This window comes from Flavobacterium sp. AJR (assembly GCF_002156885.1).
Classification (GTDB): Bacteria; Bacteroidota; Bacteroidia; order Flavobacteriales; family Flavobacteriaceae; genus Flavobacterium.
On sequence record NZ_NCWQ01000067.1, the window covers coordinates 1 to 18,007 of the forward strand.

The window sequence follows — 18,007 nt, forward strand, 5'->3', positions numbered from 1 at the left end:
CCAATCACAAAAAGACAGAGTAATGTTTCAAGGAAACGACTCTAGAGAGTTTTGGGTAAGAGCTGAAGATCGTAATAAAAACACAGCGATTTTATACGATGATTTAGGACTTGCCGAATATGAAGCAATCGAAGCCTTTAAACGTTTTGATTATTAAAAGATTACACAAGTTAGAATAATTTAAGTTACAAAATTCAGAGTGATACCTTGGTGATAAAGAGGTTCAATTAGGTTTTATTCTGAGTTTTGTTTTTACACCCGAGTTTTGATATTAAAAGAATGTATTAAACGTATGTTAAATATGTTTTAATAAGGTATTAGATTAATAATTGTCTAAGATTTGATCATAATTAAATGAGAATTAATCTTGTAAGAACTCCTTATTTTATTGGTTCTGTTATAATTAGAAAGGAATTTGAAAATATAAAAAGATATTTTTGAGACTTTAAATGATTAGTTAATAAAACTAACTTTTTTTTACATTAAGCTTTAAAAAAAATACAAAATACACCATAATACATACAAGGAAAACGTTTTCGTATAACGTATTATTGATTATTTTATGTCGTTTGTTTAAAGTTTGTGGTTGTTGGTATAATTTATTTTTATTAACAATCCCTTAAGAATAAATTTACACCATAACTAACAAAAATAAATAAACATGAAAAAAATTTTCTTAATCTTTATGATTGTTTTTACGGCGCAGGTTTCACTTGCTCAAGTTAAAAATGTCAAAGGTGTGATTACAGATTCTGATGGGATGCCGTTGCCAGGGGCTACCGTTGCAGTACAAGGGGGGCAAAAAGGAACGGTTACCGATTTTGATGGTGTTTTCTCTATTGATGCTCAAAAAGGGCAAACGTTACTTTTTACTTATGTAGGTTTAGAAACACAAAAGATTGTTGTAGGAGATGCTACAACAGTTAATGTTCAGTTAAAACAAGGTTTATCAAATTCTCTTAATGAGGTTGTGGTAACTTCTCTTGGTATCAAAAAAGCAAAAAAATCTTTAACGTATGCAACTCAAGAATTAAAGGGTGAGGAGTTAACTAGAGTAAGAGATGTTAACGTTATCAATACTATCGCTGGTAAAATTGCCGGTGTAGCAGTTACTAAAAGTTCTTCTGGTACAGGAGGTTCTACTAAAGTAACGATTAGAGGTAATTCTTCATTTACTAATACACAACCTCTTTATGTAATAGATGGTATTCCATTATATAATGCAGGTTCAGGACAACCTAATGGAACTTTTGGAGATTTAGCAGGAGGTAACAGAGATGGAGGAGATGTTGTATCTCTTATTAATCCTGATGATTACGAAGGTATGACAGTTCTTAAAGGTGCTGCTGCATCTGTATTATACGGAAGTCAAGGAGCAAATGGGGTAATTTTGCTTACTTCTAAAAAAGGAAAAGTTGGTGTTGAATCATTTAACGTAAATTCAGTTTCTACATTTGATACTGCTGCTTATTTACCTAAATTTCAGTCAGATTATACATCTGCAGCTGGAAGTGATGTGACTTGGGGAGCTAAAGAAAAAGTAAAAGACGAAGTAAAAGATTTTTTTGAAACTGGTGTAACTCAAATTACTTCAATGGCTTTTTCTAAAGCTAGTGAAGGAATGTCAACTAGTTTAACATATTCTAATACAAGTGCTTCTGGAATTATTCCTAATAATGGTTTAAAGAAAAATAACTTTGGTGTACGCCAAACAGGTAAATTTTTTGATGATAGATTAAGTGTTGCCGTTACAGGTAATTATACTTCACAAACAATTAATAACAGACCTACAAACGGATTGTATTTTAATCCAGTAAATGCTATTTATTCTCATCCTAGAGCTTACTCTTTAAATGATTTAAAAACTTACGAAGTATTTGATCCAGTAAAAAACATGATGGTACAAAACTATCCTGGTATGACAATTTCTGATACTAATGAGAATCCGTATTGGGTTATGAATAGAGAAACATCAGTTGATACGAATAACTTTTTTAATGGAGCAATTGCATTAGATTACAAAGTAAATAACTGGTTTCATTTAACTTCTAGATATAGCTATAACAGAAGTGAAAGCAATTTCCAAAAAGAAATGTATGCATCGACTGCTTCAGCATTGGCTCATCCAACAGGAAGATATATTAATGCTAACTTAATTGGAACTCAAAATTATGCTGATTTAATTGGTTTAATCAATACTAACTTTTCAGAAGATTTCTCTTTTAATGCTACAATCGGAGCAAGTATCAATAACTCTAAATCTACAGGTCTTACTTTGGATTCAGGAATTGGTGGAGGTTTAGCTTATGAAAACATTTTTACATTAGGAAATTTTAAATCTAATAACGGAAACGTACAAACAGGTTCTGAAAGAGAAGTACAATCTATATTTGCAGCTACTACTTTTGGATACAAAAACTACTTATATTTAGATGTTGCAGCTAGAAATGACTGGTCTTCAACATTAGTAAATACAAAAGATCCAAGTTTCTTTTATCCTTCTGTAGGGGTATCGGCTATCTTGAGTGAAATGACTTCAATGCCAGATTGGATAAGCTACGGAAAAGTGCGTGCTACTTATGCTCAAGTAGGTAATGATATTGCAATATCTATGACAAGTCCAACAACTACAATTGTTGCAGGAGTTTCTGTAAATCCACTAGTGGGACCAATGCCAGGTACTTCATTAAAACCAGAGCTTAAATCTGAGGTTGAGATAGGTACTGAATGGAGAATGTTTAATAACAGATTAGGTTTTGAATTATCATATTATGATTCTGAAACTAAAAACCAATTTATTCAAATTGCTGCACCAGCTACAAACCCATTTGGTTATACTAATTATGCTATTAATGCGGGTAGTATTACAAACAAAGGTTTTGAGGCTGTTGTAAATGCAGGTATAATTAAAGGAGATAAATTTTCTTGGGATTCAAGTATTAACTTTTCTACAAATAAAAGTAGAGTTAATAGTATACCAAAAGAAAGTTTAGATGGAGGAAGAATTATTCTTACTACTGCAGGGTCTAGTAACTACAGATATTCATTGATAGAAGGAAGACCGTTTGGAGTAATCGAAGGGAAAAATATATTAAAAGATGCACAGGGAAGGATTGTACTTGATGATGCTGGTAACGTTCAAAAAACAGATTGGGAAGAGATAGGAAGCTCAAATCCTGATTTTATGATTGGTTTCTCAAACACTTTCAAATTTGGAGCTTTTACAGCTAGTATTTTGTTAGATGGTCGTTTTGGAGGAGAAGTTTTAAGCTTAACTGAAGCTATGAATGATGCAAATGGAGTTTCTAAAAGAACTGGAGATGCAAGAAATGCAGGTGGAGTTGCTGTTAATGCTGTAAAACCAGACGGAACTGCAGTGAGTACTATGGATGCATATAAATATTATTACAGTGTAGGAGGTAGAAATGGTGCGACTGGAGAATATTCTTATAGCGCTACAAACGTAAGTGTTAGAGAAGTATCTGTAGGATATACTTTTAATAGAAAAACGTTACCATTCGTACAATCAGCTAGTATATCGTTAATCGCAAGGAACTTATTCTTTATTTATAAAGATGCTCCTTTTGATCCAAATATTGCATTAAGTACTGGTCAAGGTTTGCAAGGTGTTGATGTGTATGGTTTGCCATCAACAAGAAGTATTGGTCTTAATATAAACTTAACTTTCTAATTTAAAAAGTCATGATATCAAATAAAATAAAAAGAACTGCAATATGCCTTTCTTTACTTGCAGCATTTAGCTGTACAGATAATTTTGAGGAAATAAATACTAATCCCGTTGGAGCAAGTCCTTCAGATTTAGAGCAAAATTTCAATAATATAAAAAGTTTATTCGTACCAAGTTTTAACAGAATGTATATTTCTGATATAACTTGGCAATACCAAGAGCAACAAAGTTTACAAGGTGATGCTTGGTCTGGATATATGATTACTCCAAATCCATTTAAATATATTGAGATTAATAATAATTATGTCTTAAACGATTATTTTAATACACGTGCTTGGGACGATGCTTATCTTAATATCATATCATATCTTTATAAAGTTGAGCAAAGAGCAAAAGGAAAGTATGATAATTTCTATTCATGGTCATTAATCATAAAAACTGTTGCAATGGCTAGAATTACAGATATGTATGGGCCAGCAGTATATTCAAGTTACGGAACAGAGGGGGCAGCTCTTTATGATTCTCAACAAGAAATCTACACGCATATGTTTAAGGATCTTGATTTTGCAGTTAATGATTTAACAGCAAGAGAAAAGGCTGGAGAAAAATCAGTATTTACAGGAACTGATTTATCATCTTATGACGGTAAATATATACAATGGATAAAATATGCAAACTCAATGCGTTTAAGATTAGCAATGAGAATTTCTAAAATTGATCCAGCATTAGCTAAAGTTGAAGCTGAAAAAGCAGTAAATCATCCGTTTGGTGTTTTGGAAACAAATGGTGATGTAATGAAAATTAAGTCTCCAGTAGATCTTAATGTAATAGACCAAATGAGCCATGCTTGGGGAGGTTTATTTATGGGTGCAGATATGGAGTCTATTTTAGGTGGTTATGATGATCCTAGAATGGCTAAATACTGGGAAACATCTGCAATTGCTCCAGGTGAGTACAAAGGTGTTAGAACTGGTATTGTATATCCAAGTAACACTACCTATGCTAAGTTTTCACAAACTGGTCCAAGAACAAGAACAGGAGAAGTAACATGGATGTCTACTGCTGAAGTTTACTTCTTAAGAGCTGAAGGTGCTTTAAGAGGTTGGGATATGAAAGGAGATGCTAAAACTCTTTATGAAAGAGGGATTAAAGCTTCTTTTGAACAAAATGGTGTTGCTGGTGCAGATGCATATATTGCAGATAATACTAAAACTGCAAAAGATTATGTAGATTTAATTGAACCAAAAAACAATACACCAGCAATTAATAATGTTACAGTTGCTTGGGGTGCTGATAAAGAAATAAATCTTCAAAAAATCATTACTCAAAAATGGATTGCTACTTATCCTGATGGGCAAGAAGCTTGGTCTGAATATAGAAGAACAGGTTACCCTAAATTATTTAGAATTAATAATAACCAAAGTGGAGGTATAATTACTACTGAATTTGGTGTAAGAAGAATGCAATTTTCTCAGTCTGAAAAAGCAAACAACCCTCAAGGTGTAGCTTCAGGATTAGCCAAACTAGGAGGTCCAGATAATGGAGGAACCAGACTTTGGTGGGATACTACAGGCCCTAACTTCTAATTAAAACAGATTTTTTAAAAAAGAATGTAAGTTGGCATAAGTAATGAAAATTACTTATGCCTCTTTTAAACACGCATGTCTTTATAATAAATAGTATAAAAAAATATAAAATGAAAAGTGCTATAGAAATTAAACCTGACATTAGCTATAAGAGTGCTGGTAAGTTTGAAGAGACACGATTTGAGAAAATCCACAATGAAATCTTCAGGAACTCTACCGAGGCATCGATAATTGTTGCGCAGGAAATTGCTCAATTAATTAGATCTAAACAAGAAAAGAATAAATCTTGTGTACTAGGTTTAGCCACAGGTTCTTCACCTATAAAAGTATATGAAGAATTAGTTAGAATGCACAAAGAAGAAGGATTAAGTTTTAGCAATGTTGTAACTTTTAATTTGGATGAATACTATCCGATGACAAGGGAAAACAATCAGAGTTATCACCATTTCATGCATCAACATCTTTTTAACCACATCGATATCAATCCTGATAATGTAAATATTCCAGATGGTACCGTTGCAATCGAAGAGTTAAATCAATATTGTATTGATTATGAAATGAATATTAAAAATGCTGGCGGACTCGATTTTCAGTTATTAGGAATCGGTCGTACCGGACACGTAGGATTTAACGAACCAGGTTCACACATAAATTCAGGAACACGTATCATTACTTTAGATCATATAACGAGAGTAGATGCTTCTTCCGATTTTAACGGAATTGATAATGTGCCAAAAAGGGCCATTACAATGGGAGTATCTACAATTCTCAGATCTAAAAGAATTGTACTAATGGCTTGGGGACAAAACAAAGCCGATATCATCAAAAGAACTATTCAGGGAGATATCAGTTCAGAAGTTCCAGCTACATTTTTGCAAAATCATGGCAATGCAACATTTGTTCTGGACCAATTGGCAGCATCCGAACTAACCCGTTTTAAAACACCATGGCTGGTAGGAGAATGTATTTGGAATCAGGAATTAAAAAGCAAAGCGATTGTTTGGCTATGCCAAAAAACAAAACAATCCATTTTAAAATTAACCGACAGAGATTACAACAATAACGGAATGTCCGATTTATTGGCTCAGGAAGGTTCAGCTTACGATTTGAACATTAATATGTTCAATGTATTGCAACACACCATTACAGGATGGCCAGGAGGAAAACCAAACACCGACGATTCACACCGTCCAGAAAGAGCTAATCCAGCCAAGAAAAGAATTATCCTTTTTAGTCCACACCCAGATGATGATGTTATCTCGATGGGAGGAACATTCTCAAAACTAATAAAACAAGGGCATGATGTACATGTAGTATATCAGACCTCAGGAAATATTGCCGTTACCGATGATGAAGCATTAAAATTTGCAGAAGTAAGTAATGATTTTATAACAGATGCCGATACCAAAATAAACTTTAAATCAGTAATAGAGTTTTTGAACAATAAATCAGAGAATCAGATTGATTCGTTAGAAGTTCGTAAACTAAAAGGATTAATAAGAAGAAGAGAATCTTATGCCGCTACACGATATATTGGATTAAAAGATAGTAATACCCATTTCCTGGATCTGCCATTTTATGAAACAGGACAAATCAAGAAAAATCCGTTAGGTCCAGAAGATATTGCAATTGTAAAGGACATTATCGAACAAATAAAACCACACCAAGTGTTTGCAGCAGGAGATCTAGCAGATCCACACGGCACGCACGAAGTATGTTTGAATGCCATATTTGCGGCAATGAAAGAATTAAAACCAAAACCATTCATGGATGATTGTTGGTTATGGTTGTACCGAGGAGCTTGGCACGAATGGGATATTCATGAAATAGACATGGCAGTACCATTAAGCCCATCAGAAGTATTGCTAAAACGTCACGCTATTTTATACCACCAATCACAAAAAGACAGAGTAATGTTTCAAGGAAACGACTCTAGAGAGTTTTGGGTAAGAGCTGAAGATCGTAATAAAAACACAGCGATTTTATACGATGATTTAGGACTTGCCGAATATGAAGCAATCGAAGCCTTTAAACGTTTTGATTATTAAAAGATTACACAAGTTAGAATAATTTAAGTTACAAAATTCAGAGTGATACCTTGGTGATAAAGAGGTTCAATTAGGTTTTATTCTGAGTTTTGTTTTTATCCGAGTTTTTAAGTCAATATGTATTGATTGCAAAAGACTCTTTTACAACAAAAAATATGAAATATATATTGATTTTATTATTTTCAGGTATAGTAGCTAATGCTCAAATAAAAAAAGAGCAATTAAACCTTATGCCATGGCCACAAACAATAAATTTATCCGAGGGTACATTTGCTTTAACTAAAGGTTTTAGAATAAATATTACAGGAAACCCTAATCCGAGAATTTTTAGCGGGGCAACTCGTTTTTTAAGAAGATTAGACGGTAGAACAGGATTGTTTTTTGAGCAAGATTTTTTGACCAAACTTAATTCAGCACCTACAGCACAATTACAAATAAATTGCACCAAAAGTGGTAAAATTGGTTTATATGAAGACGAGAGTTATCATCTTGATATAAAGCAAGATAAAATTACAATTAATGCAACAAGTGATTTAGGAGCTTTACATGGCCTTGAAACGTTGTTACAAATGTTACAAAACAATAGTACGTCTTACTACTTTCCGGTTTCTCAAATTTCAGATTTTCCAAGATTCACATGGAGAGGTTTAATGATGGATGTTGCAAGACATTTTCAACCAGTAGATGTTGTTAAAAGAAACCTAGATGCATTGGCTGCTATGAAAATGAATGTTTTTCACTGGCATTTAGTAGATGATCAAGGATGGAGAATACAATTAAAAAAACATCCTAAACTTACTGATTTAGCTTCAGATGGATTTTATTATACACAAGAAGAAATTAAAAACATTGTTAAATATGCTGATGAGCGAGGAATTTTGGTCGTGCCAGAAATCGATGTTCCGGGTCATGCATCAGCTATTTTAACAGCTTACCCAGAAATAGGAAGTAAAGTAGTAAATATATCTAATGGAACTTCAGAGAGTAGTGCAAAAGCAGCAGTAGTTTCTACATATAGTATAGAGCGTAATGCAGGAATTTTTAGCCCAACATTAGATCCATCTAATCCTAAAACTTACCAATTATTAAGCGAGATTTTTGATGAAGCATGCCCATTATTTCCAGGTGCATACTTTCATATCGGAGGAGATGAAAACGAAGGTAAAGACTGGGATTCAAACCCTAAAATACAAGAGTTTAAAAAGAAATATAAGTTAGTAACCAATCATGATTTGCAAACTTATTTTACGATGCAATTAGTTCCGATGCTTAAAAAACATGGTAAACAATTGATGGGTTGGGAAGAGATTATGACAAAAGACATGTCTAAAGATGCAATTATTCACGCATGGAGAGGGCCAAATGAAGGAGTTGCAGTTGGAAAATCATTAACAGAATCTGTGAAAAATGGTTACAAAACAGTCTTATCTAATGGTTATTATATTGATTTAGTTCAAGGAGTAGAAGCACATTATTTAAACGATCCATTACCTAAAAGTGCAAACTTTACCCCAGAAGAAAAAGCAAGAGTATTAGGAGGAGAAGCTACAATGTGGACAGAACTTGTAACACCTTTAACCATGGATTCAAGACTTTGGCCAAGAACAGCAGCAATAGCCGAAAGATTATGGTCTGCAGAAGATATTACAGATTTAAACAGCATGCGCAGAAGATTAGCAGTTGTTTCATTTAGACTAGAAGAACTAGGAATTACACATATTAGAAACAAAGATGTAATCTTAAGAAATATATCAAACAATCAAAACATTGCAGCATTAATCGATTTCTCTAATGTATGTGAGCCTTTAAAAGGGTATAAGAGAAATAAAGGAGGAGTTGAATATCAAACATATTCACCATTTACACTTTTTGCAGATGCATGTACACCAGATGCTTCAGATGCAATTGCTTTTGATACAGTTGTAAAAGAATATTTAGCAGACAAATCAGCCGCTAATAAAGCCAAAGTAACTTCATTCTTAAACAAGTGGATTGGTTTAAAAGCTAGCCTAACAAGTTTAAGTGAAAATGCGCCTTTGATCCAGCCAATTTTACCACTTGCTAATAATCTTAGTGATTTATCACAGCAATTAGTAAATGTTTTAGATAATAAAGCAACAGTTGCACCAGCAGTTTTAAATGAATTATTAGAGAAATGTAACTCTAAAGATTATGGAGATGTAGAGTTAGCAGTATATGAAAGTTTAAAAAAATTAATATAGAGTAAGATTAAAAGTTGTGTTAGATTAATAATTGAATTAGTTGAAGTTTAGTTGCCATAATTAATTAGTAATTTAATTATCTCTTCTGGAATTTCCAGGAGAGATAAATTATGGTAAAGATTCGGTTTGGATATTTTTAGAATACCGAATCCATGATAAAATAGATATTAAAATTTAAAATATAATAAAGATTTACAATTAAGATTGCTAAGCCCCAAGTTTATCTGTTTTAATTTAAAAATGATTCAGTTGCCCCAAATGTAACTGAGTTAGCGATTACCATTTGTTTAAAGTGATTTTTGGTTTTTGTATTACCAATCTATCATTTAATCCAATTGGATATTTATTTTTTATTAACCAACCTATTTATTAATTATGAAACATTATTACAGATTGCTGTTATTATTTTTGTTTCCGATTGTATTATTTGCCCAACCAGCACATAATAAAAAAGTTGTCGGATACTATGCTCAATGGGCCATTTATGCTAGGGATTTTAATGTCCCCAAAATTGACGGAAGTAAATTAACCCATTTAAATTATTCTTTTTACGGAACCACTTTCGATCCGGCACACCCAGAAAATACCAAATTAAAATGTTTGGATACCTATGCTGATTTTGAGCATATGGAAGGCGGAATACCGTGGGACGCTCCTGTAAAAGGAAATTTTTATGATTTAATGAAACTTAAACAAAAGTACCCACATTTAAAAATCTTAATCTCCGTAGGAGGTTGGACAAAAGGACAAGATCTTTCACCAATTTCTGCAAGCCCAGTTGCCAGAGCAGCTTTAGCGGCAGATATGGCTAATTTCTTGGTAACTTATCCTTTTATTGATGGATTTGATATCGATTGGGAATATCCCCTTTCTGGAGGAACAGACGGAACTGAAGTTATTAATGGAGCACCAATACCTCCACAAAAATACAGTCCGGATGATAACAAGAATTTGGTTTATTTATTAAAAGCAATGCGACAAGCAATGCCTAATAAATTAGTTACAATTGCTGCAGGTAATAATGTTCGAAAAGTAGGAGCACAATATTTAGGTCCAAACAATAGAGCACAATACGGAATGACAGAAGATATTTCGACTTATTGCGATTATATCACTTATTTTGGATATGATTTTGGAGGAAACTGGTATGATAAAACATGCTACAATGCCCCTTTATATCCAAGCGGAAATACAAATGATCCGTTATACAACGCAACTCAATCAGAATCACTAGATGAGTTAACAAACCAATATTTAAACGTTATCGGTATTCCTGCTAATAAGCTAGTAATGGGATTGCCTTTTTACGGAAAAATATTTAAAAATGTTGGAACAACTAATACAGTGCCTAATATGCCAGGATTATTTGTTACAGCACCAAGAGATGCAGTTTCAGGATGTACAAATCCGCAAAATCCAACAGGAACATGGGATGGTCCCGCAGCTTGCGAAAAATCAGGAAGTATCGAGATTTGCGATTTAGTAGGTAATCCGGTAACAAACTCACATCCTTATTTAGACCCAAACACTATGTTGGTTACTCCAGCAGCAGCATCTGCAGGATGGGTAAGATATTGGGATAATGCAACCAAAGTTCCTTACCTATACAATGCTTCTTTACATCAGTTTATTAGTTATGAAGATAAACAATCGATGGAATTAAAAGCAGAGTATATTAAATCCAAAAATCTTGGTGGAGGTATGATTTGGGAATTATCTCAAGATACCAGAGGAGCTATTCCTAATGCATTATTAGGACAAGTAAATACTACTTTTAGTGCTGCCGTTATCGGAACATTAACAGTAAGTGGTTCAGTAAAAAATGGTACAAATTTAGTGCCAGCAGTTACAGTTCAGCTAAAAGATGCTACCAATGCAATTGTTCAAACGGTTAATTCTACAGATGGAAATTATACTTTTAACAATGTAGTTTCAGGAGCAAATTATACTGTTACAGCTTTAAAAGCGTCATACACTTTTACGCCAGTAACATTAACAAATCTTGTAGCAAACCAAGCCAACGTTGTTATTCAGGGAACACAACCGCTTTATACTATTAGCGGAACTGTACTAGACGGAACTACAGCAGTTTCGGGAGTAACAGTTACAGCAACAGCAGGAACAACTACATTTACTGGAGTTACTAATGCAAGCGGAGCATACACTGTTACAGCTTTAACAGCAGGACTTAATTATACAGTTACAGCTGCAAAAACAGGAGTAACATTTACGCCAGCATCTACAGTATATTCAGTTTTAAGTGAAAACAAAGTTTTGAATTTTACTCAAACGGTATATTATACTATTAGCGGAAGCGTAATGAATGGAGCAACAGCAGTTTCTGGAGCAACAGTTACAGCAACTTCTACAGCAGGAACATTTACATCAGTATCTAGTGCTACAGGAGCGTATAGTATTGCTAATTTACCTTCGGGAGCAAACTATACAGTAACAATTGCTAAAGCAGGAGTAACATTCTCACCAGCTTCTACGGTATATAATAATCTTACGGCAAGTAAAGTTTTAAACTTTACACAAAATGCAGCTCCAGTTAGCAAAATTAACGGAACAGTTAAGAATGGTTCAAATCCAGTAGCAGGTGCCAAAGTAGAATTAATTTTTAATTGGACAGATAATGCACATCCATATGCTAGTTTTCTGGCTACTACAGATGCGCAAGGAAAATATAGTTTTGATAATGCAATATTCTCAGGATATACAATCATCGCTAGTTTAAAAATGAATTCATGGCAGAATAATGACGTTACTTATTCACCTTCTAATCTTACAAACTTGCCTATTCCAGCTACATCACAAGTCTATGACTTTAGTACAGGAACAGTAGCACCATTAAAAGTTGCAGGCGAAAGCGTACCGAGCGAAGTAGTTGCAGTATCAGAAACTAAAACTCCATCAGCGACTACAGTTGATAAAAGCTTGGTAGAGAGTAAAGTTTTAAGTGTTACTCAAGAGCTTGTTGCACCAGGTACTATAATTAGCGGAACAGTTAAGAATGGAACAACTCCGGTATCAGGAGCCAAAGTAGAATTAGTTGTGCCTTGGACAGATAGTACACATAACTGGAAAAGTGTTATTGCAACAACAGATGCACAAGGAGTTTTTAGCTATGATAATACAGTTACAGCAGGTTATACACAAGTTTTAAGTTTAAAATTAAATGCTTGGGAGAATAATAATACCGCATATTTTCCAAATAATCTGGTAAACTTTGCTATGCCAACAACGCCTCAGGTGTATAACTTTAATACAAATACAGTTTTACCACCTCAGGTTACCATTACAGCTCCTTCAGCTGCAACTGTAGCGATTGCTCCGGGAACAGCGATTCAGCTGAAAGCAACTGCAAGTGTAGATGCCAGCTTAACTATTTCGTCAGTTGTATTCAACATTAACGGACAAAATATTACAGCAATACTTTCAGGAACGGAATATGTAGCAAACTGGACACCAGTTGCAGCAGATTTCAACAAAAATTATACCTTGAAAGCAACTGTTACGGCGTCAAGTGGTACAACGGCAGAAAATACAAAAGCGTTCTCTTTACAATGTTCAGGGACAACTTGTCCTAATTCATTGCCGGTAATTACTTGGGTTTCACCAGCAACGACAACAATTAATCAGCCTTCAGGTTTCCAACCAGTGGCACTAAGTGTTAATGTTACAGATGCCGATGGTACAATTGTAAGCGTTTCGGTAAGCATAAACGGAACTTATTTTCCTATGACAAAAGGTACAGGGAATGCATACAACTATACATTTACTCCAAATGCTCATATAACATATGCATTAATAGTAAAAGCGATAGATAATGCAGGAGGTGAAAAATTATTTAATCAATCGATTACGATTACTAATTCGACACGAATATTCATTCCGCTTCCGGCTAAAGTTCTTTTAGGATATGCACATTCTTGGGAAAATGCTGGTGCTCCATTTTTATATTTTTCTCAAATGGTAGGAAGTAAATTTAACGTAGTTGATTATTCTTTCGTAGAAACAGTTAATCGTGATGGTTATACACCAGTATTAACTACAAATGACACTAGATATTTGACCAATGGAGTTTTCGATAAGCAATTGTTGAAAAATGATATAAAATCTTTAAGAGATAGCGGAGTTCCTGTTATTGTCTCTATTGGAGGTCAAAATGGTCATGTTGTTTTAGACAATGTAACTCAAAAAAATATTTTTGTTAATGGTCTAAAAGCAATTATTGATGAGTATCAATTTGATGGAGTTGATATTGATTTTGAAGGTGGATCAATGAATTTTAATGCAGGAGCTTTAAGAGATATTTCTTATGCGGGTATTTCTGCTTATCCAAGATTAAAAAACGTAGTAGATGCTTTCAAAGAATTAAAAGCTTACTATGGTCCTGGATTTTTATTAACTGCAGCTCCAGAAACACAATATGTACAAGGAGGATATTCTACCTATAATGATACATTTGGTTCCTTCCTTCCAATCATTCAAAACTTGCGTAATGAATTAGATTTGTTAGCGGTACAATTGTATAATACAGGAGGAGAAAACGGATTAGATGGTCAATATTATGGTTCAGCTAAGAAATCAAACATGGTAACAGCCCTAACAGATATGATTATAAAAGGGTATAATATTGGCACAACAGGAATGCGTTTTGATGGTTTACCAGCTTCAAAAGTTCTTATTGCATTACCAGCTTGTCCAAGTGCAGCCGGTAGCGGTTATTTAACGCCGACAGAAGGAATTAATGCTATGCATTACTTAAGAACCGGAACTACTTTTTCAGGAAGAACCTACACTATGCAGCCAGGCGGACCATATCCTTCTTTAAGAGGTTTAATGACTTGGTCAGTAAACTGGGATGCATCTTCTTGTGGTAATTCATCTGAATTGTCTAAAGCATATGCAGCTTATTTTGCATCACAAACTGCTAAAATAAAAGCAGAAGATAAGATAGAAGTAACAAGCAATAAAACAATTGCATACTTTAAAGATAATGCACTAGCAATATCTAACGAAGCAAATAATATCGGTAAAGTTGAGGTGTATAACACAATCGGACAATCGGTATTAAGTTACGAAAACATACAAAATAGTAACAATTTGTTGCTAGAAAACAGAAGTTTCTTAACCAAACAATTATTTATCGTAGTTGTGACTGATAAATCTGGAAACAGAAAATCATTTAAGGTAATGAACTTTTTAAATTAAGATTTTAAGAATTCAAAAAAATGAAAAATTGGGGCAGTTAAAATTGAGTTTGGTTATTTATTTTTTAATTTGATTTTTCATATTTTGGATAAATGTATTGAATTTAGGTAATTTGTTATTTGGTTTTTACCTAGAGGAAATCATTATGAGCCTGGTACTTAGTGCCAGGTTTTTTTATGCCTTATCGCGATTGGAGAGATACAGTTGTTTTTTTAAATTAAGACAGTCTTTCAGAACGTAGTCAAATAATTAGGAGCTATTTCCTGCTATCCGCTTGTATCTTTTCATCTCGAGAAAAACGAGATAAAAAGGATACCACTACTATCAGGGCTAGGAACTATCATTGCGAAGTACAAAGTAATTACATTTCAAATAGACCTTTGTCAAAGTTCAAAACGAAGAGTGTAAGGAACTTTAATTTTACACAAAATAATCACAAACTTGTCATTTCTGAAATGACAAAAATGAACAGACCAACTTTAAACTTGAACTTTGACAAAGGTTACAATTATTAGAAACTATTTTTTAGCTATTTTTGAAACCCAATTATTGCATCACAACTTCATGAAAAAAACATTTAGCCTTATACTAACATTCTTAATTTTTACTTCTTGTTTAGCACAAACAAAATACGGAAATCCAGAAGTTGATCCAATACAAATCCAAAAAGACTACAGCAGTTGGTGGGCGTATCAGAGTAAAAACATAATGCTTTCCAGAGATTTTGTTGCACTAGATACACTCTCGAAAGAAATACCAAAAGAGACTTTTTTAGATCAATTAGCAAATAGTAATTATATCCCCATTCGATTACAATCGGATGATGCTGTTTATTATTATAAATTATTCAAAATCGATCCTAATTCCGATACAAGTATAAAAGCAACTATTAACCAAGAAGCTTTTGATGCGTATAAGAACTTCAAAATGGAAAACACTCCATTCCCTAAATTCTCTTTTAAAGATTTAAACGGAAATCTGGTTTCTAATGAAACTATGAAAGGAAAGATTGTAGTGATAAAATGTTGGTATATTCATTGTGCTGCATGCATCAAAGAATTTCCAGATGTAAATAAATTGGCAGAGAAATATAAAGACCGAAAAGACATACTTTTTGTAAGTTTAGCCGAAGATACACCCGAACAATTAAAAGTATTTTTGGCTAGAAAACCATTATCATATTCCGTTATTCCAAATATGAAAATCTATATGAACGAAACGCTGCAGCTAAATGCATTTCCCACACATTTCATTATCAATAAAGAAGGATTAATTACCAAAGTTTTAAATAATTACAAAAGCTTAGAAGTAGCTTTGGAAAAAGAAAGTAAATTGAAGAATTAACCGCAAAGCAAGCAAAGATTACCTATAAAAAGGAACGCGGATGATACGGATTCGCTAGGGCGAAAACACAGATAAAAACGAATTTTCTATAGAAGTTCTAATTGCTTTTTCCCAAATAGTCATCACTTCTTCTACCGGCAAATTAGAGTCAAATGATTCTTTATGCAGCGAAAAATCAATCACTTTCATGCTTACTATATCTATAATTGCTGCGGTAATATGTGTGCCCCCAATGTCTAATCCAACGGCATATTCTTTATTCATTCTTCTTCTTTTTTGGAATTGAACCATTAAGAGATTAAGATTTTTTTACCATTAAGAGATTAAGTTTATTAAGTATTGTTGCTTAATTTTTCTTAATTTCTTAATGGTAAATATTCTCTCGATTTAAAAAAATAAGTTTTTTTAAATCTCTTAATGGTAAATATATTTTTAGTTTTTTAAATGTTTTTGTCTTTTAAAATTTGGGGATAATGGATGCTTGTATGTACTATCATTTCTCCAAATAGTGTATTCGCCCAAGCAAACCATTTTCGGGTAAACTTAGTAACATCGTCTTTATGAAATGACTCGTGCATGAATCCGGTATCAGCATTTGTTTTGATCAAATTACTAATACACGCTTTTATCTCTTTTTCGTCGACACTGGTAATAGCTCTCAAAACAATACTCATAGGCCAGATGGTATCTGTTCCTGTATGTGGTCCTCCAACCCCTTCGCCTGCTTTTCCTTTATAGAAAAACGGATTATTTTCTGAAAGTACCACTTTACGCGTATTCAAATATAACGGACTATCTGGCTCAATAGCTCCTAAATAAGGTAATGATAATAATGAAGGTACATTGGCATCATCCATCATGTGGAAACTACCGTAACCATTAACCTCAAAAGCAATAATTTTTCCGAATTTTGGATGTTCGATGATTCCGTTTTCTTCTAATCCTTTCTGAACTTGTCCTTGTAATTCTTTGGCTTTAGCCACTAAATCATTGTCTTTTAATGCTGGCAAAGAGAAAATTTCCTGAAGATATCCAAGCACTTCGATAGCAAACATATTACTCGGAATTAAATATCCAAACAAGGTACTATCATCACTTGGTCTGAAAGTTGAAACGATTAATCCGCATGGTTTTACAGGATATCCGTAACCGCTTAATGGTACACCATCGGTAGCCCAAGCTGTTACTCTCTGGAAATTATATGGCCCTTTATCTGTCCAGCGTTGTTGCTCTTTAAAAGTTTGCAATACCAAAAGCATGGCTTCTTTCCACTTACTGTCAAACAAACTAATATCTCCAGTTTCTTTCCAATATCCGTGCGCCAGTCTTATTGGGTAACATAAACTGTCGATCTCCCATTTGCGTTCATGGATTCCAGGTTGCATTTTGGTCATATCATTTTTCCACTCACTTACCTGATTAAAATCTTTGTAAAAAGCATTCGCATAAGGGTCAAGCAAAATACATTTTGTCTGACGGTTGATTACTCCTTTTACTAATTCTGCTAGTTTTTTATCTTCTTTTACAAAAGGAATATACGGCCATATTTGCGCTGTACTATCACGCAACCACATCGCATCAATATCTCCTGTGATAACATACGTATCTGGTTTTCCGTCGATAATTTCAAAATCGACAGTTGTGTCTAATGTATTTGGGAAACAATTTTCAAACAACCAAGCCAATTCTGGGTTTGCGATTTGTTTTTTGATTCTTACAATTGCTGCTTCAACAGCTTTACTTGTAAATTTTCTTTCGGCTAATGGTGGTCTTTTGGTAATAAAATCTTTTAATGCAAAATTGAAAGCATCAGATTGCATTCCGAAAACATCAGATTGAAGTGCCAATAATCCTGCTGAAAAAATCCCTGTATTTTTTATAAATTTTCTACGTGATTGCATA

Annotated in this window: 8 protein-coding genes; 6 read left to right on the forward strand and 2 right to left on the reverse strand. The window is 33.5% G+C overall.

Translation table 11 applies throughout. The annotated features are described in order from the left end of the window. Positions 1-661: 661 nt before the first annotated feature. The 6 genes from B8T70_RS17005 to B8T70_RS17030 all read left to right on the forward strand — a co-directional run bounded on the left by B8T70_RS17005 (position 662) and on the right by B8T70_RS17030 (position 16,105). Positions 662-3,691, forward strand: coding sequence for a SusC/RagA family TonB-linked outer membrane protein (locus tag B8T70_RS17005; protein ID WP_039120578.1), 3,030 nt, complete (start codon positions 662-664; stop codon positions 3,689-3,691). Between the two features lie 11 nt (positions 3,692-3,702). Beyond that, the gene (locus B8T70_RS17010; protein WP_039120579.1) at positions 3,703-5,274 is read left to right on the forward strand and encodes a SusD/RagB family nutrient-binding outer membrane lipoprotein; all 1,572 of its coding nucleotides are present in this window, start codon (positions 3,703-3,705) and stop codon (positions 5,272-5,274) included. Positions 5,275-5,384: 110 nt separating this feature from the next. Further along, on the forward strand, positions 5,385-7,322 hold the full coding sequence (gene nagB, locus B8T70_RS17015; protein ID WP_086895589.1) for a glucosamine-6-phosphate deaminase: 1,938 nt from the start codon (positions 5,385-5,387) through the stop codon (positions 7,320-7,322). Between the two features lie 155 nt (positions 7,323-7,477). Next, positions 7,478-9,544 carry a beta-N-acetylhexosaminidase gene (locus B8T70_RS17020; RefSeq protein WP_086895611.1) on the forward strand — a complete coding sequence of 689 codons (2,067 nt, stop codon included), beginning with the start codon at positions 7,478-7,480 and terminating at the stop codon, positions 9,542-9,544. A gap of 375 nt (positions 9,545-9,919) precedes the next feature. Then, positions 9,920-14,761, forward strand: coding sequence for a T9SS-translocated chitinase ChiA (gene chiA, locus B8T70_RS17025; RefSeq protein WP_086895590.1), 4,842 nt, complete (start codon positions 9,920-9,922; stop codon positions 14,759-14,761). Between the two features lie 564 nt (positions 14,762-15,325). After that, the gene (locus B8T70_RS17030) at positions 15,326-16,105 is read left to right on the forward strand and encodes a TlpA disulfide reductase family protein (RefSeq protein ID WP_086895591.1); all 780 of its coding nucleotides are present in this window, start codon (positions 15,326-15,328) and stop codon (positions 16,103-16,105) included. 54 nt (positions 16,106-16,159) lie between these two features. Here the strand turns inward: B8T70_RS17030 and B8T70_RS17035 are convergent, their stop codons facing one another. Beyond that, positions 16,160-16,396: a hypothetical protein gene (locus B8T70_RS17035; RefSeq protein ID WP_242667507.1), complete on the reverse strand. Its 237-nt coding sequence runs from the start codon at positions 16,394-16,396 to the stop codon at positions 16,160-16,162. Between the two features lie 149 nt (positions 16,397-16,545). After that, entirely contained in the window at positions 16,546-18,006 is a 1,461-nt protein-coding gene (locus B8T70_RS17040) for a glycoside hydrolase family 125 protein (RefSeq protein WP_039114115.1), read from the reverse strand. Between the last annotated feature and the right edge of the window lies 1 nt (position 18,007).